This window comes from Micromonospora sp. WMMD1102 (assembly GCF_029626265.1).
Lineage (GTDB): Bacteria > Actinomycetota > Actinomycetes > Mycobacteriales > Micromonosporaceae > Plantactinospora.
On record NZ_JARUBN010000001.1, the window covers coordinates 2,685,571 to 2,710,393 of the forward strand.

A 24,823-nucleotide genomic window follows, 5' to 3' on the forward strand; every position below is an offset into this window, starting at 1 on the left:
TCGTCGGGGAAAGGGGTTGCCCTCGGCCTTCCGCCGACCGCACCGACGCCGCCGGGCGAGCCGGCTCAGCCGCCGGTGGCCCGGCGGAACCGGTCGCTCCACTCGCGGAGCTGTTCGAGCAGCTCCGGCGGGGAGAGCACCTCGAACTCCGCGCCGAGCGTGCCGAGCGCCATGACCGGCCAGTCCAGCGTGTCGGTGGTCATCACCATCCGGCAGCGCCGCTCGTCGACGTACTCGACGCTGGCCCAGCGGGACAGCCGCTCCTCGACCGTGGCCGCGGGAGCCTGCACCAGCACCTCCACCCGGTACGGCGCCGGCAGGTTCTCGAACCCGGCCCGGACGAAGGCCGCGGCGTCCTCGGCGGGCAGTTGCCGGGGATTGAACCGGGCTCCGGTGCCGCGCGGGTCGCTCAGCCGGTCGAGCCGGAAGCTGCGCCAGTCGTGCCGGGTCAGGTCGTAGCCGACCAGATACCACCGCCGGCCGAGCGAGACCAGCCGGTACGGCTCGACGTGCCGTTCGGTCCGCTGCCCGTCCCGGGCGGTGTAGCCGAACCGCACCCGCTCGGTGTCCCGGCAGGCTTGCGCGACGGTGGTCAGGATCGCCGCCTCGACGGTCGGCCCGCCGTCACCCCAGGGCGCCGGTACGGTCATCGCGCGCAGCGCGTCCACCCGCCGCCGCAGCCGGGCCGGCATCACCTGGACGACCTTGGTGAAGGCGCGGATCGACGACTCCTGGATGCCGGCGACCGCTCCGTGCGCGGCGGCCTGTAGACCGACGGCGAGCGCCACCGCCTCCTCGTCGTCGACGACCAGCGGTGGCAGGGCGGCGCCCGGGGCGAGCTGGTAGCCGCCGTCGACGCCCCGGTGCGCGTCGACCGGATAGCCGAGCTCGCGCAGCCGGTCGACGTCGCGGCGGAGGGTGCGGACCGAGACGCCGAGCCGGTCGGCGAGTTCCCCGCCGGGCCAGTAGCGGTGGGTCTGCAACAGGGAGAGCAGGCGGAGGGTTCGGGAGCTGGTGTTCGCCATGCCGACGAGTCTGCTCGAGATTCAGGACAAGAACTGGCCGCTATCGGTTCTAACGTTTCCGGCATGAGACGACCGACCCTCCGACCGGGGAGCCCCGAATGATCGACGCCCGCTCGCTCACCCGGGACTTCGTGGTGAGCCGCAGCCAGACCGTGCATGCCGTCCGGGGCATCAGCCTGCGGATCGAGCCCGGTGAACTGGTCGCCCTGCTCGGCCCGAACGGCGCCGGCAAGACGACCACGATGCGGATGCTCACCACGCTTATCGCGCCGACCTCCGGCACCGCCACCGTCGCCGGGCACGACGTCGTCCGGGAACCCGGCCAGGTCCGCCGGCACATCGGGTACGTCGGCCAGGGCAACGGGGCCGGGCACACCCAGCGGGTCCACGACGAGCTGCGTACCCAGGGCGCGATCTACGGCCTGGACCGCCGGACCGCCCGGCGGCGGGCGGACGAGCTGTTGGCCGCCCTGGACCTCACCGAGCTGGCCGGCCGGAAGGTCTCGGCGCTCTCCGGCGGCCAGCGTCGCCGGCTGGACGTGGCGATGGGCCTGGTGCACGCGCCGTCCCTGCTCTTCCTCGACGAGCCCTCCACCGGCCTCGACCCGCAGAACCGGGCGAACCTCCGGGACCACATCCTACGGATGCGCGCCGAGGCGGCCATGACGGTGGTGTTCAGCACGCACTACCTGGACGAGGCGGACTCGATGGCGGAGCGGGTCGTGATCGTCGACCACGGTGAGGTCATCGCCGACGACTCGGCGGCGGCCCTGAAGGCGAAACTCGCCGGCGACCGGATCGTGCTCACCGCTGCGGAGCCGGACGTCCGGCAACTGGCCCGGCTCGTCGACCGGCTGCCCGGCGCCCGGGAGGTGACCCGCACCGGTTCCCGGGTCGAGGCACACGTCGCCGACGGGCCGGCGGCGCTGCCCGAACTGCTCCGGGCCGCGGTCGAGGCCGGCGTACGGGTCGGCACGGCCCAGGTGCACCAGCCCACGTTGGACGACGTCTTCCTCAGCCTCACCGGCCGCAGCCTGCGCGAGGCCGAGCACGAGGAACCGACCGCGCAGGGCAGCCCGCAGGACCCGCAGACCCGGAAGGACGTCCCGTGACCACCATCGGCGCCACCGCTCCCGCACCGCACCCCGCCCCGGCCGGCACCCGCGGCCGCCCTTCCGGTCCGCTCGGCCTGCTCCGGGACACCGGTATCGTGCTGGCCCGCGAGCTGCGTCCGCTGCGGCACGACCCGTTCTCGGTCGTCTTCGGCATGGTGCAGCCGCTGGTCTTCCTGGGCCTGTTCGGGCCGTTGCTGGTCGGCTCGCTCGGCAGTCAGGCCGGCAGCACCCTCGGCTCCGGTGGCGTCTGGCAGTGGTTCGTGCCGGCGATCCTGGTGATGACCGCCCTGTTCGGCACCTCTACCACCGGGGCGAACCTGCTGTTCGAGTTCCAGACCGGTGCGCACGAGCGGATGCTTGTCACCCCGCTGTCGCGGCCCTCGCTGCTGGTCGGCCGCGCGCTGAAGGAGATGGTGCCGCTGGCCGGCCAGGCGGCGATCATCGTCGCGGTGATGATCCCGTTCGGCTTCCGGCTCTATCCGGTCGGCGCGCTGGTCGGGCTGGCACTGCTCGCGGTCTTCGGGGTCGGGCTCGGTGCGCTGAGCTACGCGCTCGCGATCGCCGTACGCAAGCAGGACTGGATGTTCTGGGCGGTGCAGCAGACCCTGATCTTCCCGCTGATGCTGCTCTCCGGGATCCTGCTGCCGCTGGAGACCGGTCCGGGCTGGATGCGGGCGGCTGCCCAGGTCAACCCGCTGGCCCATCTGGTCGAGGCGGAGCGCGCACTCTTCGCCGGTGACCTCGGCGCCAGAAGCGTGCTCTGGGGCTTGGTCGCGGCGCTGGTCACCGCCGCCGTCGGCCTGGCCGTCGGGGTACGCGCGATGGCCCGCAGCGCCGACTGAACACCCCGGCGGGGCGGGGCGGTACGCGTGCCGCCCCGCCCCGCCGGCGTCGCCACGCCGGGCGCTCCCCCCGCCGTGCCGGCGGCTGACCTCGACGTCCGTCGAGACCCCAGCGCCCGGTGCGGAAAATGTCGCCGCGCCGGTCTATCTTCTCGGGGCACCGGACGAGAGAACGTCTCGAAGCACCGTTCGAGAAGGCTCTCCCGGAGCACCGTCGAGAAGGCTTCCCGGAACTTCGGTCGAGGGCCTTCGCGACACATCGGTCGAGAGAAGGCTTCGCGGAACAGCGGTCGGGAAGGGCGGGGGTCGTGGGAACGGTCGAGGTCGGATGGGAGCGGCGCAGCGCCGCCCGGGTGCTGCCGGCGGTGCAGCCCCGCAAGCTGGCGAAGGTCCCGTTCGTCGAGTTGGCGAACGGACGGTTGCAGGGTGTGGTGTCGAGCGGGTCGGACGTCGAACGGGTCTACGTCTCGTCGATCGCCGCCGGCAGCCACGCCTACCACTGCAGCACCAACAACAACCGCCCGTGCGGCGGGCTGCGCGGTGCGCCCTGCAAGCACCTGCACGCCCTGCTGGACGAGGCCACCGTGCAGTACGGCGTCGAGCGGGTCGCCCGCTACCTGCGGATCGACCTGGCCGACGGCGCCTGCTCCGGTGCCGACCTGGCGACCCGGCTGACCGGCGGCCCCGAGCCGACCCCGGCGGCGGTGGTCTTCAGCCGCTTCCTGCGACACCTGGGTTACCTCGAACTGCCGGGCAGCACCGAGCCACTGCCCGAGCTGCACTGGTTTCCGGCGACGGGGGCGGCCGCCTGATGCTTCCCACCCAACTGGCCGGGCTCGGCCCGGCCGGTACCGGGATCGACGAGGCGCTCGACCTGGTCGGCGGCTTCGACGACGGTTTCACCCACGGCTTCGCCCGGCTGGGCGAACAGCCCCGGGCGGCGCTGACCGCGCTGGCCGACGCCCTCGCGGCGACACCGCTGGCCGACCGGGTGCGCGAGGCCGTGGAGAAGGTGGTCGCGGGTTCGCTCGCCGACGAGCACCTGACCGCGCTGGCCGGCGGGCGGGCCGCGCTGCTCGGAGCCGTGCACGACGCGCTGCTGGCCCGGCTGGACGCCGCGCTCGGCCGCTCCCGCGCGGACTGGCCGGCGCCCGCACCGGCCGGTTCCGCGCCGCCGGCTCCGGAGAACGTGCTGGCCGGTTGCCGGTCCTGGCTGCGCGAGCTGGCCATCGCGGGCTGGCGCGGCGTCGACCACGACCTCGTCGCCTCCTCCGCGCAGACCCTCGACGCGGCGCTGGCGGTCCCGTCGCTGCGCCGGCTGGCGGTACTCCTCGACGGCATGGCGGCCGAGCTGCGCGGATCCGTGCCGGTGGCGACGATGGACCGGCTCCCGGCCCGGCGCTGGGCCGACCTGTGGAGCCGCGCCCTGCTGCTCGCCCAGCCCGGTGGCTGGCCGGCCGGACCGGCTGCCGACACCGTCTCCGGGCGGCTGCTGCCGCTCGGTGCCGACGTGCACGAGCACGGCACGGCGGTCCAGGTGCAGGTGCACGCCGTGCTCGAACCGGCCGGCAGCGCGCCGCCCCGGCTGGTCCGGGCCAGCGTCTCGGCGGCGAAGGTGGAGACGATCGTCGGCCCGGCGGTCTGGCAGCTGCTGGCCGGTCACCCGGTGCTGCTCGGTGCGCTCGCCCGGCGGCAGGCCGTGGTGGTCACCGACCTTCCGCTGCTGCCCGGCGGTGACCTGCTGTGGCGGGACGACCAGGCCCGGCCGGGCGAGCCGGCCGACCCGTTCGCCACCGCCCGGCTCCGGCTGCCCGAGGCGGTCGCGCCGGCCGTCCCGCCCCTGGACCGCCATCCGGTACGCATCGCCGAGCCGGTTCTCGTCGAGGGCTACTCGACGGCGACCGCCGAGGACGGCGGGCTGACCCTGGAACTCGACGGGCAGTCCCTGCCGGTCGACGTGTCCCGGCTGCCCGGCTGCGCACCGCTGACCCCGCAGCTGGTGGCCAGGTCGACGGCCTGTCTCGGACTGCTGCGCTGGGACGCCGGTCGCTGGCGGCTGCAGCCACTCGCCGTGCGCTACACCGTGAAGCGCGCGGCGGCCGAGGCGCACACCGGCGACTGGGCGCTCGGCCCCACCGATCCCAAGGTGGTCAAGGCGGAGGCCAGGTCCGGTGACGCGGTGGGAGTGCTGCGGGAGCGGGCGGGACGGTTGCTGCGCCGATGAACGAGCGAAGTGGACAGTCGGACGACGCGCTCCGGGCCGCCGAGAACCGCCGCCGGGTGCTCTACTGGCGCCTGCTGGCCCGCCTCTTCGACCCGGACGAGCAGCCGGCGCTGGAGTCGGCGAGCGTCGCGGTCGTCGACGACCTCGGTTTGCCGGCGGCCCTGCTCGATCCGACCGTCTCGGTGGACACCGTCGTGCAGCGCTTCCCCGAACTCGCCGACGAGTTGCGGAACCTGATGGCGCCGCCGTCCGAGGACGCGCTGCCGGGCGGCGACGCGCTGCCGGGCGGCGACGGCGAGCAGCCCGACTCGGCGGTGCGGCGGGTCGGCGCCGCCGAGGTGCGCCGGGCGGCCCTGGTCTCGAAGCTGCTGCTGAACGTCTTTGCGACCGGCTCGGGCAACGTCACCGCCGGCCAGTTGGCCCGCTGGCAGTCCGACGCCGGCTGGTTCGAGCAGGCGCTCGGGCTGGCGCCGGGGCAGCTGCGGCACGGCCGGGCCGGTGCCGGGAGCGGGTCCGGCGTGCCGGGGCACGGCCAGCCCGGTGCCGGCAACCAGCCCGGGGCCGGCGGCGGGTCCGGGGTGGGGACCCGGCCCGGCGACGGGTTCGACGTCGGCAGCGGTGAGCTGGCCGGCGTACTGGCCGGGTTGGAGGGGGACCTGGTGCGCCGGATGCAGTTGCGCGAGGTGCTCGGCAACAGCGCACTGGCCCGCCAGCTGACCCCGAGCATGTCGCTGATCGAGCAACTGCTGCGGGACAAGCACAACCTCTCCGGGGTGGCGCTGGCCAACGCCAAGGCACTGATCCGGCGGTTCGTCGACGAGGTCGCCGAGGTGCTGCGTACCCAGGTGCAGCAGACGAGTGTGGGCACCATCGACCGGTCGGTGCCGCCGAAGCGGGTCTTCCGCAACCTCGACCTGGAACGGACCATCTGGAAGAACCTCACCAACTGGAGTCCGGAGGACCAGCGGCTCTACGTCGACCGGCTCTACTACCGGCAGACCGCCCGGCGCACCACCCCGGCCCGGCTGATCGTGGTGGTGGACCAGTCGGGGTCCATGGTGGACGCGATGGTGAACTGCACCATCCTGGCCTCGATCTTCGCCGGGCTGCCCAAGGTCGACGTGCACCTGGTGGCGTACGACACCCGGGCGCTGGACCTGACGCCGTGGGTGCACGACCCCTTCGAGGTGCTGCTGCGCACCAGGCTCGGCGGCGGTACGGACGGCACGGCGGCGCTCACCCTGGTCCGGCCGAAGATCGCCGAGCCGCGCAACACGGTCGTCGTCTGGATCTCCGACTACTACGAGTCGAATCCGCAGGGCGTCTTCGAGGGCCTCGCGACGGCGCACCGCAGCGGGGTACGCGTGATCCCGGTCGGCTCGGTCAGCAGCGGCGGCCAGCAGAGCGTCAACCCGTGGTTCCGGCAGCGTTTCAAGGACCTCGGCACCCCGGTCCTCTCCGGTCACATCCGCAAGCTCGTCTTCGAACTCAAGAACTTCCTCAGCTAGGAGACCCACCGAATGACCGACATGTTGCGTGCCCCCGCCGAGGTGAAGTACGCCGAGGAACTCGACTGGCTGGAGTCGGTCGACGACGGCCCCAGGCCGTTCTCCTGGCGGCTCAGCCCGCGAATGGTCCGGATCTTCGTGCTCGGCTCCGAGCGGGCCGACGGACTGGACCGGGAGATCCCGCAGAAGTGGTTCGGTGACCGGAGTTTCGTCGAGCGCAGCATCGTGACCCTGGCCTCGGACCGGGGCCTGCTGCTGATCGGTGACCCCGGCACCGGCAAGAGCTGGCTCGCCGAGCTGCTCGCCGCCGCGACCTGCCGCAACTCGACGCTGGTGGTGCAGGGCACCGCCGGCACCACCGAGGACCACATCAAATACTCCTGGAACGTCTCGATGGTGATCGCCCGGGGTCAGTCCCGGGAGTCGATGATCCCGTCGCCGATCATGACCGCGATGGAGCAGGGTGTGGTCGGCCGGTTCGAGGAGCTGACCCGGGCGACGAGCGACGTACAGGACGCACTGATCTCGATCCTCTCCGAGAAGTACGTCTCCATCCCGGAGCTGGACGACGACAACATCGTCTTCGCCCAGCCCGGATTCTCGATCATCGCCACCGCCAACAGCCGGGACCGGGGCGTGAACGACCTCTCCTCGGCACTCAAGCGGCGGTTCAACTTCGTCCGCATCCCGGTGGTGACGAACAAGCGCAGCGAGGCGGAGATCGTCCGGTTCCGCACCACCGAGTTGCTGCGCCGGCACCGGATCGAGCTGGACGTGCCGCCGACGTTGCTCGACATCCTGTTGCAGAGCTTCGCCGACCTGCGCGCGGCGGCGGCCTCGGCCGGCAGCGACGACGAGAAGCTGGAGTCGGCGCTCTCCACCGCCGAACAGATCGGTGTGCTGGAGGACGCGATCCTGCACAGCCACTTCTTCGGCGACCGCACCCTGCGGGCCGGCACGCTGGCCGGTTCACTTGTCGGCTCGCTGGCCCGGCGGGCGCCCGAGGACCTGGCGATCCTCAACAAATACCTGCACGGCGTGGTCGAGCCGCGCAGCAAGTCCGACGGCGGCTCGTGGCCGGAGTTCCTCGAGGGCGGTCGTGAGGCGATCGCCACGCTGTCATGAGTACCGGAGCAGAGGTCACCCCGGTCCGGCCGGCGAACACCTTCGCCCCGCTGCGCGAGCAGCTGCGGTCGGCGGCGAGTGAGTTCGCCGGCGGTCCCGACGCGCTCGCCGACATCCTCGGCGGAATCGTCGACGACGTCGACCGGGCGCTGGGGGAGGAGTTGGAGATCTTCCCGGTCTGCCACCACTCGCCCGCCTCGGCCCTCGCGATGGCGCGCAGGCTGCGGGAGAAGCAGCCCAGCGTCATCTACCTGGAGTTGTGCGAGGACCTGCGTCCACTGCTGGAGGAGCTGCGCAACTGCCGGCTGCCGGTGGCGTTGCAGGCGTTCGCCTCCGACCTCGACGGGTTCCCGCCGGCCTGGGCACCGCTGAACATCGTCGCCCCGATCAGCGAGGCGTCGGCGGAATACCAGGCCATCGCGTACGCGCTGGAGACCCCGGGCGTCGAACTGGTCCTGGTGGACCGCTCGGCGGACCACGTCTTCCAGTGGCAACCGACCGAGGCATCTGATCCGGCCGCCGACGCCGGGCCGTCCTCCGGCGGCACCGACGACTCCCCGGACGACGCCGGAGCGCAGCCGGTGGAGGAGGAGGCGGCGCTGCACGGCGAGGCGGTCGGGATCGGCATCGGCGACCTGCGTCCCCGGTTCGCCGAACTCCGCGCCCACCTGCTGCACCACGGTAGGGTCCGGCACTGGTCGGAGTGGTGGGACCAGTACGTCGAGCAGCCGCTCGCCGACGCCGACTACGACACGTACCGGCAGGTCATGGTGCTGGTCGGCAGCCTGTTCCGGCGGCTGCGTCCACCGGCCGGAGCCGGCGACGACGACCGGGACGAAGACCGGGAGCGCTACATGTGGACCCGGATGCGGCAGCACCTGGCCGCCTCCGGCGTCGACAGGTCCCGCTGCCTGTACGTCTGCGGTGCCTTTCACGCCGCCAGCCCGGTCGCCGAGTTCGGTACCGCCCCCGGCACACCCGACTGGGAGATCAGTCCGCGCACCGGCACCCGCTGGCTCTACGGGCTCATCCCGTCCAGCCACTCGGCGATCGAGCGGCAGTTCGACCTGGCTCCCGGCTCGGTGTCGATCGCCCAGGCCGGCTGGGCGAAGGCGGTCGGCAGGGGCGGTGTCCGGCCGTACCGGCTGACCGGGGAGGCGGCCGGCGGTCGCAAGCGGAGCAGGCCGAAGAAACAGCCGGCCCCGGTGCCCGTCCCGGCACCGACGCCGGCCGCCGACCGGCTCACCGGGTTCCTGTCCCGGCCACCGGTGCTGAACGAGGTCGACGAGGCCGAACTGCTCGGCTGGTGCGTCGACATCGTGCGGCTGGCCCGGCGCAACGGCTACCTGGCCAGCACCGCCGACGCGATCGCGGTCTTCGAGACCTCGATCCTGCTGGCCGGCATCCGCAACCGGGCCCGGCCCACTCCGTACGACTTCGCCGACGCGGCCGTCACCTGCATCGAGAAGGACGTCGTACCCGGTCGCCGGGACGTACGCCGGCTCTGCGACATCCTGCTCGGCGGCGACCGGATCGGCCAGGTCGGCTACGACGCCCTGCCGCCGCTGGCCCGGGACGTCTTCGACCGGCTCGCGCCGCTGGGGCTCGCCCTGGACGCGCGCACCGTCCAGCGGGCCCTGCTGGACCTGACCGCCCAGCCGGAGCTGGTGCCCTGCTCGGACCTGCTCTGGGTGCTGCACCGCCTGCTGCCGGACGGTATCGTCCGGCCGATCATGGGGGAGCGGCGGCTCGGCGAGCGCTCCATCCAGGAGAGCTGGGATCTCGGCCTGGGTCGGCACCAGCGTGCGGTGATCGAGTTGGGCTACCAGGGCATCACCGTCGAACAGGTGCTGGAGAAGCGGCTGCGCCAGGCTGTCTGGGCGCCGGACGCCACCGCCGCGGTCGCGCTGGCGGCGGTGGAGGACGCCATCAAGTTCCTGCCCAGCCGGCGGTTCGTCGACGAACTCGGCGGGCGGGCGGTCGAACTGCTCTCCGCCGAGCGCACCGTGGACGACGCGCCCGAGGTGCTGCGCCGGATCCGCCGGCTGCTGACGCACTACCGCAACAGCGAGCCGGAGCTGCCGGCCTGGTGCGAGTCCTTCGTCACCACCGGGTACGCGCACTACTGCACCCTGCTGCCGACAGCGTTCGTCGAGGAGGAGACCGGCGTACGCCAGGTCGCCGCGATGCTCGGCTTCCTCTTCTCGATGGAGAGTCTCGCGCTCTCCCTCGGCTGCGACCGTGCCCAACTGGAGCTGGCGGTGCGCCAGTCGCACCCGGAGGACCCGGCGAAGGTGGCGCTGCTCTGGGCCGCCCAGTCGCACCTGGGACTGCTCGCCCTGGCACAGCTGCGGGCACGCTGTGCCGAGCTGCTGACGAATCCGCTGGTCCTGCCAGCGTTTCCGCAGTACCTGAGTGGTTTCGTGCAGGCTCTGGAGGCGGTGCCGTCGCTGGCCCCGTTCGTCGTGGAGGTGATCTCGGAGGCGTTCGCCCGCCTGCCGGACCCGGTGCTGCTGCCCTGGCTGCCGAAGCTGATCACGACGCTGCGCGCGCAGGCGCCGGATCTGGTCCCGTTGCTGGTCCGGGAGGCGGGCCGGACGTTCCCGGCCGGCCTGGCCGCGCTGGACAGCTGGACACCGCCCTGGTCGGCCGACGCGTCCGCGCCCGTCCCGGCGGTGCCGGGCACCGGGCCTGCCGATCCTCCGGTGTCGTCGTCCGGGCCCGTGGCCGGTCTGCTGCGGGAGTATCCGGTCGGCTGCGACGCGGTCGCCGAGCTGCTCGGCTGCGATTCCGGCTGGCAACCGGCGGGTCCACCGGCAGCCGGGAACCGGTCGGCCGGGGCGGCGTCACTGCTCGGCGCGCATCCGACGACCGCCTCCGCCGTCGTCGACCTGCTCGCCGGGACGGCCCGCCCTGGCTGAACCGGGCACGTCCGGCTGGCTCGACGGCGGTCGGCGACCGAGCCCGCAGTTGCCGGCGAGGAGCGGCTCCGGCGGCCCGAGGTGACGGCCCTCAGTACAGGCCGAGGCGGAAGACCTCGAAACCGGCGGCGTGCCTGACACCCAGGCGGCTGCCGGTCTGCCGGGAGATGCCCTCCAGGAACTCCTCGGGGTCGAAGTTCCCGGCGCCGAGGCCGCGCAGGTAGGCGGCGTGCGCCTCCAGCGACCGGACGCCGAGGTCGAACGTCTCGGTGGTGTCGACGCCGTGCTTCGACTGCGGAGAGCCGGCCGCCCACACCTCCCGTACGCCGCCCCACCTCTCCAGTCCGGCGTCGAGCTGCTCGCGGAACACCCAGCGGTTGCCGGCGTCCCGGGCGGCGTCGAGGGTGGCCCGACCGGTGACGATGTGGTCGGACATGTTCAGCGCGTTGCCCTCCGCGTCCCAGCTGTCCCGGAAGTTGTTGGTGATCACGATCTCCGGCCGGTACGTCCGGATCACCCGGCTGAGTTCACGACGCAGCGCGACACCGTATTCCAGGATGCCGTCGGGCAGGCCGAGGAAGTCGACCTGGGACACGCCGACGATTGCCGCCGACGCGCGCTGCTCCTCCTCGCGGGCCGGCCCGGCCAGGGCCGGCTCCATCCCGTCGATCCCGGCCTCGCCGCTGGTGAGCAGCACGTAGGTGATCTCCTTGCCCTGGCGCGTCCAGCGGGCGACGGCTGCGGCGGCGCCGAACTCCAGGTCGTCGGGATGGGCGACGATGGCGAGCCCGCGCTGCCAGCTCTCGTCGAGCGGCTGGAGCGGGTTGGAAACGGCGGGTGCGTCTGCGGTCATCGGACCATCTTCGCCGACAACCGCCGCCGCGCACCGTCGGCGGGCCGCCAGCGGCAGCGGCGTGCACGGTCGGCGTTCCGCCCGGGGCAGCCGGCGGGGGCGATATTGGATCTCGTCCGGGTGAACCGGCCGGCACAATGATCGCTGTGCTCGCCGCCACCCGTACCCTGCTGACGTCGCTGGAACCGCTGTCCTACCGGGAGCGGATGGTCCGCCTCGCCCGGTGGGCGCGCAGCGCGCCCGACCGTGTCCAGATCTGTGCCGACCTGCGTGCCCAGGGCCGCTACGAGCGAGGTCTGGCTCTGGTCGCCGCGCTGGTGACCCGGGACGGCGACGGCATCGTCGCCGCCACCGCCGACCCGGAGCCGTCGATCCGGGGCGCCGCGCTCACCGGGGCGCTCCGCGCCGGCCTACCGGTCGGCGATGTCGTCGACCGGCCGGTGGTGGAGCGGCGCCGGGTCTACCGCGCCCTGCGCCGCAGGCACACGCCGGCTCTCGCCGACCCGCTCGTCACCGAGGTCCGTGCCCGGTTCGGCGACGAGGAGGCCGCCGCGCTGCTGCCGGCCTGCGGTGCCGACACGGTACGGGCGTTGCTGCCCGACCTCGAGCACGCGATCGACCTCGAACGCCTGGTGCGGTGGCACCAGGGTCCGCTGGTGGACCGGGTACGCGAGCGGCTGGCCTCCGCCCGGCCCGAACGTCGGGGCAGGATCTGGGGCACCGCCGCCGAGGCGGTGCTGCGCTGTGCTCCGGAACAGGCCCTCGACCTGCTCGAACGGTACGCACCCGAGGAGTCGCTGCCCGGCTCGCTGGGCGGGTACGCCGCGCTCGCGGCCCACGACGCTCCTCGGGTCGCCCGGCTGCTCGGCACGCCCGGCCGCGCGGCCTGGCTGCGGGCGAACGTGCTGCCGCCGGCCCTGCTGCGCCGCCTCGCGACGCTGCCCACCGACGAGCTGGTTCCGCTCGCCAGGCGGTTCCGGGAACACAGCCGGGCGCTGGCGGCGCTGCTCGACGCGGTGTCGCCGGCCCGGCGCGGCGAACTGTACGACCGGGCGCTGGCCGAGACGGACCCGGCGGTGCTGGTGCCGGCCGGTGAGATCATGGAGGTGCTGCCGGTCGCGGTCCGGATCCGGGAGGCGACCCGGGTGCTGGGGCTGGCCCGGATCCGCGAGCGGGAGGCCGAGGTGCGCACCTGGAGTGCGTACCTGGCCTGGCCGGAGGCGTCCGCGGCGCTGGAGGTCGCGCTGCGTTCGGGCGACGCCGACGAGCGGGCGCACGGGTACACCCTGCTGGTGCAGGCCGCCCGCCGTTCCCGGGAGCCACGGGCGGTGGCCGAGGTGGTCGCCCGGCTCGACCGGCTGCACAACGAACAGGATCCGGTACGTGCCGCCGCGCTCACCGCGCTGGCGAAGGCGGCACCCCTGCTCACCGCGGAGTCGGCGGCCGGGCTCACCCGGCTGACCACCGACGCGGTCGACGCCCGGGACGCCTCCGCCGCCACCACGAGCGCACTGAGCACCCTCGCCACCGAGGTACTCGCGCACCAGCACAGCGTGCCGCAACTGCGCGACTGGGCACTGCTCACGATCGACCTGGCCAGCGGCGGCGCGAACGTGCCGGTCCTGCGCCGCTTCGACACGGTGCTGCGCCGTGGGCAGGAGACGCTTGTCTTCGAGCGGCTGCGCGGCTGGGTCGAGGCCGGGATGGCGCGCGGCCGGTACGGTCCGCTCTTCGCGCTCACCCACGCGCTGGGCAGGCGGGCCTGGCGGCTGCCGCGGTTGCAGGAGTTGCTGCGTCGGGCCACCGGGCCGGACACGCTGCCGTCGGTGGCCCGGACGGCGGTCGTGCTCTGGCTCGCCGACCCGCGTACCCGCGCGGACCGGGTCGGCGCGGTGCTCGACGGGGACTCGTCGGCGGTGACGATCCACCTGGTCTGGTCGACGATCTGCACCTCCCGTACCGACCTGCTGGACCGGGTGCTGGACCGCCGTCCGAGCGGCCGGTTCGTCGAGCCGGGGAAGCGCTGGGTGCCCGGCCGGGCGTTGCGGGTCGACCGCTGGCTGCCCCGTCAGCAGGCCCGCTTCGGGCAGCTTCAGGAGCTGATCGTCGCCGACCCCGACGCGGGAATCTGGCAGCGCGCGGCGGCGATCCGGGCCGCCGCCGTGGTCCCCGGCTTCGGCCATGAACTGGTGCTGCGGCACGTCGACGCGGCCGAGGTGGTGATCGCGGAGGCGGCGCTGGGCGCGCTGGTCTGGACCGACCGGCCGGCCGAGGCACTGCCGGTGCTGCTCCGGTACGCCGACGGCGACCGGGCGCGGGTAGCGCTCTACGCGGCGGGCCGGGCGGCCCGGCACGTCCCGCCGTCCCGGCTTGTCGACCCGCTCGGCGAGGTGCTGACCGGTCCCGCGAAGGTCACGAGTCGGAAGGAGGCGGCCCGGCTGCTGGGGCGGTACGGGCCGCCGCAGGTGATGGCGACGCTGCTCGACGCGTACACCGATCCGGACGCGCACCGGGACGTGCGGGCGGCGATCGTCTCCGCCGCCCGGCAGCGGTTGCACACCGAGCCGAGCTGGACCATCCTGCGCGCGGCGGTCGACGGCAGCCGGGAGGAGCGGCGTGCGGTCCTGGGCGGGTACCCGTACACGATGTCGGAGCGGCACCGGCCGCGCTACGCCGCGCTGGTCGTCGACGCCTGCCGGGCCGCCGACCGGGAGGTCCGACGGGCCGCCTTCGGCCAGCTCGGCGAGTGGGCGCCCTGGCTGTCCGGGGTGGCCGACCTGGTGGTGGACCGGCTCACCGACCCCGGCGAGACGATTGTGCACATCGAGGTCGCCAACCTGCTCAGGGCCGGCGGCGACGACGTGTTCGGCCCCGCGCTGGCCCGGCTCGTGGACCGCGACACCGGCGACGACCGTCCGGGCGACCCGGGCGCGGACCGGCCGGCCCGACGCCGCATCGAGCTGCTCGCCCGCGGCGCCGCCGTGCGGTCCGGGAGCCGACCGGCCGGTGCGGATCGGACCGCGCTCGTCGAATCCGCGAGGTGGCTCGCCGGTCGACCGTCGTTCACCGGTACGGCCGGCAGGTTGCTGGTCGACCTCGGCCGGCTGGACAACCTGGACGAGGTCGCCGACCTGTGCACCGGCCGGCCGGTGCTGGCGATCCGCACCGCCGAACGTGTCGGCGCGCGTCTGCGGAACCTCCGCGAGCTGCCCGACCCGACGACCCTCACCGGCACGATCGCGCGACTGACGGAGCGGGGCGACCTCGCTGGCGGGCTGTTCGCGGTGGCGCTGGTCCGGCACGGTGCCGGCTTCGGCTGGTCGGCGCCGTGGCGGGATCTGCTGGTCGGCCTGCGCCGGCACCCGGACGTGGACGTGCGCGAGGAGGCGTACGGGGTGGAGATGAGCTGACCGGCGCGAGCCGGCAGCCGGGAACAGCCGGGAACAGCCGGCTGGGGTGGAGCCCGGCTCGACTCCACCCCAGCCGCTCGCCGGAATCAGGCGAGGGTGCAGGCTGCGCCGTTCAGGGTGAACGAACTCGGCCTGGCGGTGTTACCGGTGTGGGTGGCCTGGAATCCGATGCTCACCGAGGCGTTCGGCGCGATGGCGGCGTTGTAGGAGGCGTTCCTCGCCGTCACCTGCCCGGAGGCCGGCGAGTAGCTGGCGTTCCAGCCCGAGGTGATGGTCTGGCCGCCCGGCAGGGTGAAGACCAGGGACCAGCCGTTGACCGCGCTCGTACCGGTGTTGGTGATGGTGATGCTCTCGGTCAGGCCGGTGTTCCACGCGTTCACGGTGCTGGTGACCCGGCACGCGCCGGAGGACGGCGGCGGCGTGGTCGGTCCCGGCGTGGTCGGTCCCGGCGTCGGGGTGGTGGGGCCCGGCGTCGGGTTGGTCGGGCCGGGTGTCGGGTTGCTCTGGAACTGCGTGAAGAACTCCCAGGTCTCCTGCGGGAGCCAGTACGCGTTGGTGCCGGAGTCCTGCGGGGTGGGGGTGTGGCCGCCGTCGAAGGCGTACCAGGCGACCGGGTATCCCGCCGCGCAGCCCGAGTAGTGGAACTCGGTGTGCCTGCCGCTGCCCTGGGCCGGCTCGGGCGGGCTCGCCGAGTTGCAGCGGTTGTTCGCGACGAACCTGTCGCGCATCGACCGCGCACCGGAGATGCCGAGTACGTTGTCACCGAGGCCGTGCGCCTGGAGGTACGCGATGGGCTGGGTGCCGCCGTTGCAGCCGCTGATCACGCCACCGGAGTAGATGGCGACCGCCCGGAAGACGGTCGAGCGGGCACAGGCCAGCGCGTAGCTCATGCCGCCGCCGTAGCTGAACCCCAGCGAGTACAGCTGCTGGGTGTCGACGCAGAGGGCGTTGGTGATCGTCTGGATCATGTTGTCGGTGAAGGTGACGTCCTCGCCGCCGGAGTTGGCCCAGCCGGCGTTGAGGCCCTCGGGCGCGACGAAGATCGTGCTGTTGTTCGACAGCGGCAGCAGCCCGTAGTAGTTCCCGCTGACCACCGAGTGGGCGTTGCCGTTGAGCCAGTGGAACCCGAAGACCAGCCGGTAGGGGCGGTTGTTGTCGTAGTTGTCGGGACGCCTCAGCACGAAGGTGCGGGTCCTCCCGCCACTCTGGATCGAGTGTGTGCCGTTGGCCAGCGTCGGCGCCTTACCGCATCCCGCGCTCGCGGCCAGCACGCCGACGCCGGCCCCCGAGGCGGCTGTCCCCGCGGCTGGCGACGGGGCCGCGCCGGACGGCAGCGCGGTCGCCACCAGCATCGCGCCCATGGCGGTCGCGGCGCCGGTCAGCACCAGGATCGTCGGGCGACGTCTGTGACCTGCTCTCCTCATCACAAGCACCTCAATAGATCGATGGTAGTCACTGCAAATGTAGAAGGATTCGTGACGACCGTCAATGGAATGTCTAACAACTGGGTCGCACCGCGGCCTGACCTGGAGCCGTACCGCGACCTGATCTCGACAAGTGAGCGACCCTCGTGACATCGTCGATGCTCGGCACCGGCCGGGGCTGGTGCGGGAGAAGACGGAGCGACCGATGTCTCTGCGCAGGTTCCTCGCCCGCCGTACGCGTACCACCGGTCTCGCCCTGGGCGTCGTGCTCGTCCTCGGTCCGGCGACACCGGCGACGGCCGGGACCGGCGCGACCGGGCAGCGGCTCGGCATCGAGGTGCTCTCCAGCCGGGCCGACCAGGTCAGCGGCGGGGACGCGCTGGTCCGGGTGGCACTCACCGGCCGGATCGACCCGCGCTCGGTCCGGGTCACCCGCGACGGCACCGACGTCACCCGGGCGTTCCGGGTCGACGGCCGGTCGCTGCGGGGCGTGGTCGACGGGCTCCAGGTCGGGGACAACCTGCTCCGGGCGAGTGCCCGGCGGGCCCGTACCGCGACCCTCGTCGTCCGCGACCACGGCTCGGGCCCGATCTTCTCCGGGCCGCGACAGTACCCGTTCCTCTGCCGTACCCAGCAGAACGGCCTCGGCGTCCCGCTGGTGGACAACCGGGACGGGCAGGGGATGCGGGTGCCCGGCCCGGACGGCGCGGTCGTCGGCTGGAGCCGGGACTGTGCCGCCCCGACCGTCACCGACCGGCTCTACCGGGCCGCCGACGGGACCTTCAAGCCGATGCCCGCCGACGGCACCCGACCGGCCGACCTGACCACCACCCGCACCCTGGACGGCCGGACCGTCGACTACGTGGTACGCCGGGAACGCGGCACCATCAACCGCTTCGTCTACTCCGTCGCCGTCCTGGACGGGCACTGGAACCGGCGGGCCGTCTACCGCTTCGACGGCGGGGTGGCGATCGGCCACGACCAGGGGCGGCTGCCCGGCGGGCACCTCTACCACGAGGCGCTCTCGCTCGGCTACGCCGTGCTCTACTCCACCGGCACCCGGACCGCCACCCACTACAACCTGGTCCTCGGCGGCGAGACCGCGCTGATGCTCAGGGAACACTTCGTCGAGGAGTACGGCGTCCCGCTCTACACCGTCGGGGTCGGCGGCTCCGGCGGCGGCATCCAGCAGTACGTCTACGGCCAGAACCACGGCAACCGGGTGATCGACGCCGCCATCCCGCAGTACTCCTACCCGGACATGGCCACCCAGACGATCCACGTCGGCGACTGCGAGTTGCTGGAGTACTACATGGACGTCACCGACCGGGCGAACCCGAAGTGGCGCGACTGGGAGAACCGGACCTGGCTGATCGGCATGAACGCCAGCGCGACGGTGCCGAACCCGTACCTCGGCGGTGCGCCCGGCTCCACCGAGTGCGTCGAGGGCTGGCGCGGTCTGACCCCGCTGGCGCTCAACCCGCGCTGGTTCCCCGGCGACCCGCTCTGGGCGCAGATGGACCCGCCGGGCGTGACGGAGACGGTGCAGTGGTCGCACTGGGGTGACCTGGTAAACGTCTACGGCACCGGTCCGGACGGGTACGCCCGGTCCACCTGGGACAACGTCGGCGTGCAGTACGGGCTCTCGGCGGTGACCTCGGGTCGGATCACCCCGGCCGAGTTCCTCGACCTGAACGCCCGGGTCGGCTCGTGGAAGCCGCAGCCGGAGATGGTGCAGGAGGGCTGCCCGTTCACCCAGGCGGCCTGTGCCGACCCGGCGCAGTTCGACCCCTGGTCGTCCCGGAACATGCGACTCTCCCCGGACGGCGGGCGGACACCCGCGCCGCGTACCACGGGTGACCGGCAGGCGATCCGGGCCGCGTACGCCGCCGGAATCGTCTTCACCGGCGACATCGACATCCCGATCGTCGACTGGCGGCACTACCTCGAAGAGCAACTGGACATGCACAACGCGCACCAGTCGTTCGCGTCCCGGCAGCGGATGCGCGACCACGACCGGGACGCCGGCAACCAGGTCATCTGGTTCACCGACGCGCGGCCGGCGGAGGCGTTCGACCAGACACCCGAGGCGCTGGCGGTGATCGACGACTGGATGGCCAACCTCCGGGCCCGCCCGTGGAAGGGCGTGCCGGGCAACAAGCCGGCACTGGCCGTGGACCGCTGCTTCAGCACCGCCGGCACCGAGATCGCTCGGGGTGAGCACGTCTGGGACGGCATCCTCGACAACCGGCCGGCCGGCGCCTGCACCCGGCAGTTCCCGCTCTACGGCACCTCCCGGACCGTCGCCGGCGGACCGATCGAGGGCGGCGTCTACGCCTGTGCCCGGCAGCCGGTCCGGTCGGCGATCGCCCGGGGGCTCTACGGCTCGTGGCGCCCGACCGACGCCGAGCGGCGCCGCCTCGAACAGATCTTCCCCACCGGGGTCTGCGACTACCGCTGACCCGCGGCTGCCGCTCGCCGACGACGCGGCGGCCTGCGCCGACCGCGGTCCGCCGCCGTCCGACCGGCCGTGCCGGGTGACCGGCACGCGATTGTGTCCGCGGAGCGGAATTCACATAACAGGGCGCTGACCCGACCGGAATGCAAGCGTTCAGTCGGTAATCCTACCGATTGACTTCGCCGTCTTGTGCTGCCGCAACCCGGACCGCATTCACCGGTTGGACCTACTGACATCCCACACTCCAGGACCTGGTCGACGGCTGCGGTCGACCAGGTGGAACGGGCAGAGCCCCGGAAGGAGCGATGACAGGTGCGCGGAGCGGCGGGCGCGGACGAGAGTCGTATTTTCGAACGTAGGGAATCGGCGGTACGGAGCTACTGCCGTCGATTCGACTGTGTATTCGAAACGGCGGAAGGAAGCGTGGTCCGGGACGTCACCGGTCGCGAGTACCTCGATTTCGTCGCCGGTGCGGGATCGCTGAACTACGGGCACAACGACCCCGACATGCGGGCGGCGCTGATCGCCCATCTGGAACAGTGCGGACTCGCGCACAGCCTCGACCTGTCCAGCTCGGCCAAGAGCGAGTTCCTCGCCGCGTTCGAGTCGCTGGTGCTGCTGCCCCGCCGGCTCGACTACCGGGTGCAGTTCACCGGGCCGACCGGGGCGAACGCCGTCGAGGCGGCCCTCAAGCTGGCCCGCAAGGTGACCGGTCGGAGCAACGTCGTCGCCTTCACCAACGGCTTCCACGGCGTCTCGCTGGGCGCGCTCGCGGCGACCGGGAACCGGCACCACCGGGTCGGTCCGCAGCTGCCGCTGTCCGGGGTGACCCGGATGCCGTACGACGGATACCAGGGAGCCGGTGTCGACACCGCCGACCTGCTGGAGCGGATGCTGCGGGATCCGTCCAGCGGACTGGACGCGCCCGCCGCGATCATGCTGGAGACCGTGCAGGGCGAGGGCGGCCTCAACGTCGCCTCGGCCGCCTGGCTGCGGCGGATCGCCGAGCTGGCCCGGGACAGCGGCGCACTGCTGATCGTCGACGACGTGCAGGCGGGCTGCGGGCGTACCGGCACGTTCTTCAGCTTCGAGCCGTACGGGATCGTTCCGGACCTGGTCGTACTCTCGAAGTCGATCTCCGGGTACGGCCTGCCGATGGCGCTGCTGCTGATCCGCCCCGAGTACGACGTCTGGCAGCCAGGCGAGCACAACGGCACGTTCCGGGGCAACGTGCACGCCTTCGTCACCGCCGGGGTGGCGCTGACGAAGTTCTGGGCCGACGCCGACTTCACCGCCGACGTAGCCCGCCGGGCCGACCTGCTCGCACGCGGGCTGGCCGAGGTGGCCGACTCGGTGCCGGGCGCGGTGCCGAAGGGACGCGGGATGATGCGCGGCGTCGACGTCGGCTCCGGGGAGCTGGCCGCCACCATCACCCGGCGCTGTTTCGCCGAGGGTCTGATGCTGGAGACCGCCGGTCCGTACGACCAGGTGGTGAAGGTGCTGGCGCCGTTGACCACCGAGGACGAGCAGCTCCGGCACGGTCTCGACATCCTGCTGGCGGCGGCCCGGGGTGTCGACCGGCGGCCGGACGTCGGACCGGAGCGGGACCTGCGCGGCTCTTCCGGCCTGGTGCCCGCGTGACGGGGCCGGCCCCGGTGACACCCCGGGAGGCGGCCACGGTCGCGCCCCGTACCCCGACCCCGGACATCCGCCCCGACCGCCCCGGTCCGGTGCTGACGGCACAGGGCGCGGACAACCGGGTTCGCTGGCGGCCGGGTGAGCGCCTGCACCATCTCTTCGAGCAGCGGTGCGACCGGTTCGCCGCCGAGGGCGACCCGGGGCACCTGGCCGTGGACGACGGCGAGCGCAGGCTGACCTTCGCCGAACTGGACGCCCGGGCCAACCAGTTCGCCCGGCTGCTCCGGGCCCGTGGCGTACGCCCGGGGGACCGGGTCGGGCTGCTGCTCGACCGGTCGGCCTCCGCCTATCTGGCCATGCTCGCGGTTTCCAAGATCCATGCCGTGTACGTCCCCGTGGACGCCGGTTTCCCGGCGGATCGGATCGGCTTCGTACTCTCCGACGCAGGTGTCGAAACCGTCGTCACGCTCGGCAGCCTGGCCGACCGGCTCGACGGCCTCCCCGGCACGGTGATCCTGCTCGACACCTCCCCGGACCTCGACCACTACCCGTGCCACCGCATCGGGCCGCACGAACTCCGGCGGGGCGAGGTCGGGCGGGACGAACTCGATCCGGACGATCCGGGGCCCGGCGGGCGCGACCTGGCCTACCTGATCTACACCTCCGGCAGTACCGGCCGGCCCAAGGGCGTCGCCATCGACCAGGCGAACATCTGCAACTTCGTCCGGGTGGCCGTGGAGTGTTACGGGCTGCGTCCGGAGGACCGCGTCTACCAGGGGATGACGATCGCCTTCGACTTCTCGGTCGAGGAGATCTGGGTGCCGCTGGTCGCCGGCGCGACGCTGGTGCCCAGCACCGCCCCCGGGGCGCTGGTCGGCAGCGACCTGGCCGACTTCCTCGCCCGCAACCGGGTCACCGCGCTCTGTTGCGTGCCGACGCTGCTGGCCACGATCGAGGAGGAGCTGCCGCAGCTGCGGTTCGTGCTGGTCTCCGGCGAGGCGTGCCCGGCACGGTTGGTGGACCGGTGGCACCGGCCGGGACGTACGCTGCTGAACGTCTACGGACCGACCGAGACCTCGGTCACCGCCACCTGGAGCCGGCTGGAGCCGGGCCGGCCGGTGACGATCGGGGTGCCGCTGCCGACGTACTCGGTGGTGATCCTGGATTCCGCGCAGCGGCTGCTGCCGGTCGGCGCGACCGGCGAGATCGGGGTCGCCGGGATCGGCCTCTCCCCGGGGTACGTCAACCGGCCCGACCTGACCGCCCGGGCGTTCGTCCCGGACACCGTCGGCATCCCGGACAACCCGTCGGGACGGATCTACCGGACCGGGGACCTGGGCCGGATCACCCCGGACGGACAGCTCGAATACCTGGGCCGGATCGACAGCCAGGTGAAGGTGCGGGGCTACCGGATCGAGCTGACCGAGATCGAGTCGGTGCTGCTGCGGCTGCCGGAGGTGGCCCAGGCGGCGGTGACGACGTACCAGCCGGAGCCCGGTGTGGTCGAGCTCGCCGCCTTCTACACCCGCCGGGGTGGCGCGGACGCGCTGGATCCGGCGGCGGCACTGGCCGCGCTGCGCGGCCGGCTGCCCGGCTACATGGTGCCGGCATACCTGGAGGAGTTGCCGGAGCTGCCGACGCTGCCCAGCGACAAGGTGGACCGCAAGCGGCTGCCGGCGCCGTCCGGGCCACGCACGCTGCCGACCACGCCGCTGGTCGCACCGGTCGGCAAGACCGAGTCGGCGCTGGCGGACCTCCTCGCCGACCTGCTGCGGGTGGACCGGGTTTCGGTCCGGGACGACTTCTTCACCGACCTCGGCGCCGACTCGCTGGTGATGTCCCGGTACTGCGCCCGGCTGCGCGAACGGCTGCGCGTCGACGTGTCGATAAAGGACGTGTACCTGCATCCGACCGTGCGTGCCCTCGCGGTCGTCGTCGCGGCGGAAGTCCCGCCGGCACCGCCCGAACCGGCGCGTCCGGCCCACCGCGTCCCGAGCGATCTCGAATGGTACGGCTGCGCGGTGTTCCAGACCCTCTTCGGCCTGGGGTACGTCGTGCTGCTCGCCGCGGTGGTACTCACCGGCTACAACTGGATCACCGACGGCAGCGGTGCGGCCGGATTCGCGCTGCGCTCGCTGGGCTTCGGGGTGGCCTGGTTCGTGGCCCTGGCGGTGCTGCCGGTGGCGCTGAAGTGGCTGCTCGTCGGGCGGTGGCGGGCCGGCACCTTTCCGATCTGGGGGTTGCGCTACCTCCGGTTCTGGGTGGTGAAGCGGATGATCCGGGCCAATCCGCTGGTCCTCTTCGCCGGATCGCCGGTCTACAACCTCTACCTGCGGGCGCTGGGCGCGAAGGTCGGCCCGGGTGCGCTGGTGCTGTCCCGCTCGGTGCCGGTCTGCACCGACCTGGTCGAGATCGGTGCCGGGACCGTCGTCGGCAAGGGGGTGAGCTTCTCCGGTTACCGGGCCGAGGCCGGCTGGATCACCACCGGCCCGGTCCGGCTGGGCCGGAACGCGAACGTGGGCGAGGGCTGCGTGCTCGACCTCGACACCGTACTCGGCGACGGCGCGCACCTCGGGCACGCCTCGTCGCCGCGCGCCGGGCAGGTCGTACCGGCCGGAGCGCGCTTCCACGGCTCACCGGCGGTACCCGGCGGCAGCGGCAATCCGGCCCCGGAGCCCCGACGCTGCTCGGCAGCCCGCCGGGGTGCCTACGGCGTCGTCCAGCTCGCCGGCCGGGTCGTGCTGGACACCCAGCTACTCGTCGTACTCGCCGCGCTCGCCTTCGCGCTGGACGTCAGCACGGTCCCCGGGTCGACGCTGATGTATCTCGGCGGATTCCTGCTCGCTGCCCTGTTGGTGCTGGCGGTGCCCCGGCTGGCGAACCTCTTCCTCACCGCCGACCGGGTCTACCCGCTCTACGGCTGGCGGTGGATCTGCTACCAGACCGTCTCCCGGTTCAGTAACGTGCCGTTCTTCAACCTCCTCTTCGGAGACAGCTCGTACGTGGTCGGCTATCTCCGGGCGGTCGGCTGGCGATTCCGGCAGGTACGGCAGACCGGCTCGAACTTCGGCTGCGGGCAGAAGCACGACACGCCCTTTCTCTGCGAGGTACGCGGCGGGGTGCTGGTCTCCGACGGGCTGTCGATGGGCAACGCCCGCTACTCGCCCAGCTCGTTTGCGCTGTCCCAGGTCACCATCAACGCGGAGAACTTCCTCGGCAACCGGATCATCTTCCCGGCCGGCGCCCGGGTGGGCGACGACTGCCTGCTGGCGACGAAGGTGATGGTGCCGATCGACGGCCCGGTCCGCTCCGGCGTCGGGTTGCTGGGGTCGCCGCCGTTCGAGATCCCCCGCTCGGTACGCCGGGACACCGCCTTCGACGCGTACCGGAGCGGGGACGAGTTCCGCCGCCGGCTGGCCCGGAAGAACCGATCGAACGTCTGCACCATGGGCTGGTACCTGCTCAGCGGCTGGCTGCTCTTCCACCTCGCCATCCAGATCGTGGTACGGGTGGAGGGCATCCACGACGGTGCCCGGCCGAACCTCTGGACGTTCAGTGCCGGAATCGTCCTCGCCGTGCTGACGATCGTCGGCTACTCGGTGCTGGTGGACTGGCTCTGCCTCGGTTTCCGCCGGCTGCGCCCGCTGCACTGCTCGATCTACGACCCCCGGTACTGGCGGCACGAGCGGTACTGGAAGCTCACCGGGGTCGGGCATCTCGGCCTGTTCAACGGCACCCCGCTCAAGCCGATGTTGCTGCGCCTGCACGGTGTACGGGTCGGCCGGCGGGTCTTCGACGACGGCTGCGGGATGCCGGAGCGGACCCTGGTGGAGATCGGCGACCACTGCACCCTGAGCGAGGGGTCGACGCTGCACTCCCACTCGCTGGAGGACGGGTCGTTCAAGACGGATCGGATCCGGCTCGGTAGCGGCTGCTCGGTCGGCACGGGTGCCCTGGTGCACTACGGCGTGGAGCTGGCCGACGGGGTGCTGGTGGCGCCGGACTCGTTCGTGATGAAGGGCAGCAGCCTGCCGTCCGGCACCGTCTGGCGGGGCAACCCGGCCCGCCAGGTGCCGGCGGGATAGCCGCGCGACCCGGCCCGCCAGGTGTCGGCGGGATCGTCGCGGGACTCGCGCCGTGCAGTTCGGACGGTGCCGGCCCGGCCACTGCTCGCGGGACTGCTCGCGGAGAGCGTTGACAGCCGATGCCTAACGGTTAAGCTCTAACCGTTAGGCATCGGCGAGAGGCCCCGGGTTACGGACGGCCGGTGCCGTCGCCGT

At 72.8% G+C, this 24,823-nt stretch carries 14 protein-coding genes; 11 read left to right on the forward strand and 3 right to left on the reverse strand.

The genetic code is table 11. The features are described from left to right. Positions 1-65: 65 nt before the first annotated feature. On the reverse strand, positions 66-1,025 hold the full coding sequence (locus O7626_RS11850; protein WP_278061213.1) for a YafY family protein: 960 nt from the start codon (positions 1,023-1,025) through the stop codon (positions 66-68). Between the two features lie 98 nt (positions 1,026-1,123). Here O7626_RS11850 and O7626_RS11855 point away from each other — a divergent pair, with 98 nt between their 5' ends. The 7 genes from O7626_RS11855 to O7626_RS11885 all read left to right on the forward strand — a co-directional run bounded on the left by O7626_RS11855 (position 1,124) and on the right by O7626_RS11885 (position 10,760). Further along, the gene (locus O7626_RS11855; RefSeq protein ID WP_278061214.1) at positions 1,124-2,137 is read left to right on the forward strand and encodes an ATP-binding cassette domain-containing protein; all 1,014 of its coding nucleotides are present in this window, start codon (positions 1,124-1,126) and stop codon (positions 2,135-2,137) included. Beyond that, positions 2,134-2,982 carry an ABC transporter permease gene (locus O7626_RS11860; protein WP_278061215.1) on the forward strand — a complete coding sequence of 283 codons (849 nt, stop codon included), beginning with the start codon at positions 2,134-2,136 and terminating at the stop codon, positions 2,980-2,982. The genes O7626_RS11855 and O7626_RS11860 overlap by 4 nt, the downstream gene beginning before the upstream one ends. Before the next feature lie 353 nt (positions 2,983-3,335). Next, positions 3,336-3,794 (forward strand): hypothetical protein, encoded by a 459-nt coding sequence (locus O7626_RS11865; RefSeq protein WP_278066134.1) that lies wholly within the window; start codon positions 3,336-3,338, stop codon positions 3,792-3,794. Further along, positions 3,794-5,206 carry a hypothetical protein gene (locus O7626_RS11870; protein WP_278061216.1) on the forward strand — a complete coding sequence of 471 codons (1,413 nt, stop codon included), beginning with the start codon at positions 3,794-3,796 and terminating at the stop codon, positions 5,204-5,206. The genes O7626_RS11865 and O7626_RS11870 overlap by 1 nt, the downstream gene beginning before the upstream one ends. Then, positions 5,203-6,714, forward strand: a complete 1,512-nt coding sequence (locus O7626_RS11875) for a VWA domain-containing protein (RefSeq protein WP_278061217.1) — start codon at positions 5,203-5,205, stop codon at positions 6,712-6,714. The genes O7626_RS11870 and O7626_RS11875 overlap by 4 nt, the downstream gene beginning before the upstream one ends. A gap of 12 nt (positions 6,715-6,726) precedes the next feature. After that, positions 6,727-7,839 (forward strand): AAA family ATPase, encoded by a 1,113-nt coding sequence (locus tag O7626_RS11880; RefSeq protein WP_278061218.1) that lies wholly within the window; start codon positions 6,727-6,729, stop codon positions 7,837-7,839. Then, positions 7,836-10,760: a DUF5682 family protein gene (locus tag O7626_RS11885; protein WP_278061219.1), complete on the forward strand. Its 2,925-nt coding sequence runs from the start codon at positions 7,836-7,838 to the stop codon at positions 10,758-10,760. Before O7626_RS11880 ends, O7626_RS11885 begins: the two co-directional genes overlap by 4 nt. A 91-nt stretch (positions 10,761-10,851) precedes the next feature. On the opposite strand, the gene O7626_RS11890 is transcribed toward O7626_RS11885, so the two are convergent. After that, positions 10,852-11,613 (reverse strand): PIG-L deacetylase family protein, encoded by a 762-nt coding sequence (locus tag O7626_RS11890; RefSeq protein WP_278061220.1) that lies wholly within the window; start codon positions 11,611-11,613, stop codon positions 10,852-10,854. Positions 11,614-11,750: 137 nt separating this feature from the next. Here O7626_RS11890 and O7626_RS11895 point away from each other — a divergent pair, with 137 nt between their 5' ends. Then, positions 11,751-15,023 carry a hypothetical protein gene (locus O7626_RS11895; RefSeq protein WP_278061221.1) on the forward strand — a complete coding sequence of 1,091 codons (3,273 nt, stop codon included), beginning with the start codon at positions 11,751-11,753 and terminating at the stop codon, positions 15,021-15,023. Positions 15,024-15,109: 86 nt separating this feature from the next. On the opposite strand, the gene O7626_RS11900 is transcribed toward O7626_RS11895, so the two are convergent. Beyond that, a complete protein-coding gene (locus tag O7626_RS11900) occupies positions 15,110-16,447 on the reverse strand; it encodes a cellulose binding domain-containing protein (protein WP_278061222.1) in 1,338 nt (445 codons plus the stop codon). Between the two features lie 205 nt (positions 16,448-16,652). On the opposite strand from O7626_RS11900, the gene O7626_RS11905 reads away from it, so the two are divergent. The 3 genes from O7626_RS11905 (at position 16,653) to O7626_RS11915 (ending at position 24,628) form a co-directional block, all read left to right on the forward strand. Next, complete coding sequence (locus O7626_RS11905; RefSeq protein WP_278061223.1) at positions 16,653-18,908, forward strand: DUF6351 family protein; 2,256 nt, start codon at positions 16,653-16,655, stop codon at positions 18,906-18,908. Positions 18,909-19,217: 309 nt separating this feature from the next. Further along, positions 19,218-20,546, forward strand: coding sequence for a diaminobutyrate--2-oxoglutarate transaminase (gene ectB / locus O7626_RS11910; protein WP_278061224.1), 1,329 nt, complete (start codon positions 19,218-19,220; stop codon positions 20,544-20,546). Continuing rightward, positions 20,543-24,628 carry a Pls/PosA family non-ribosomal peptide synthetase gene (locus O7626_RS11915; protein WP_278061225.1) on the forward strand — a complete coding sequence of 1,362 codons (4,086 nt, stop codon included), beginning with the start codon at positions 20,543-20,545 and terminating at the stop codon, positions 24,626-24,628. Before ectB ends, O7626_RS11915 begins: the two co-directional genes overlap by 4 nt. The last annotated feature ends 195 nt before the right edge of the window (positions 24,629-24,823 follow it).

What these genes read in the sequence shown, in the direction of transcription:
- O7626_RS11850 (WP_278061213.1), bottom strand. Translation starts at nt 1,025, where the DNA reads ATGGCGAACACCAGCTCCCGAACCCTCCGCCTGCTCTCCCTGTTGCAG.
- O7626_RS11855 (WP_278061214.1), top strand. Translation starts at nt 1,124, where the DNA reads ATGATCGACGCCCGCTCGCTCACCCGGGACTTCGTGGTGAGCCGCAGC.
- O7626_RS11870 (WP_278061216.1), top strand. Translation starts at nt 3,794, where the DNA reads ATGCTTCCCACCCAACTGGCCGGGCTCGGCCCGGCCGGTACCGGGATC.
- O7626_RS11875 (WP_278061217.1), top strand. Translation starts at nt 5,203, where the DNA reads ATGAACGAGCGAAGTGGACAGTCGGACGACGCGCTCCGGGCCGCCGAG.
- O7626_RS11880 (WP_278061218.1), top strand. Translation starts at nt 6,727, where the DNA reads ATGACCGACATGTTGCGTGCCCCCGCCGAGGTGAAGTACGCCGAGGAA.
- O7626_RS11885 (WP_278061219.1), top strand. Translation starts at nt 7,836, where the DNA reads ATGAGTACCGGAGCAGAGGTCACCCCGGTCCGGCCGGCGAACACCTTC.
- O7626_RS11890 (WP_278061220.1), bottom strand. Translation starts at nt 11,613, where the DNA reads ATGACCGCAGACGCACCCGCCGTTTCCAACCCGCTCCAGCCGCTCGAC.
- O7626_RS11895 (WP_278061221.1), top strand. Translation starts at nt 11,751, where the DNA reads ATGATCGCTGTGCTCGCCGCCACCCGTACCCTGCTGACGTCGCTGGAA.
- O7626_RS11900 (WP_278061222.1), bottom strand. Translation starts at nt 16,447, where the DNA reads ATGAGGAGAGCAGGTCACAGACGTCGCCCGACGATCCTGGTGCTGACC.
- O7626_RS11905 (WP_278061223.1), top strand. Translation starts at nt 16,653, where the DNA reads ATGTCTCTGCGCAGGTTCCTCGCCCGCCGTACGCGTACCACCGGTCTC.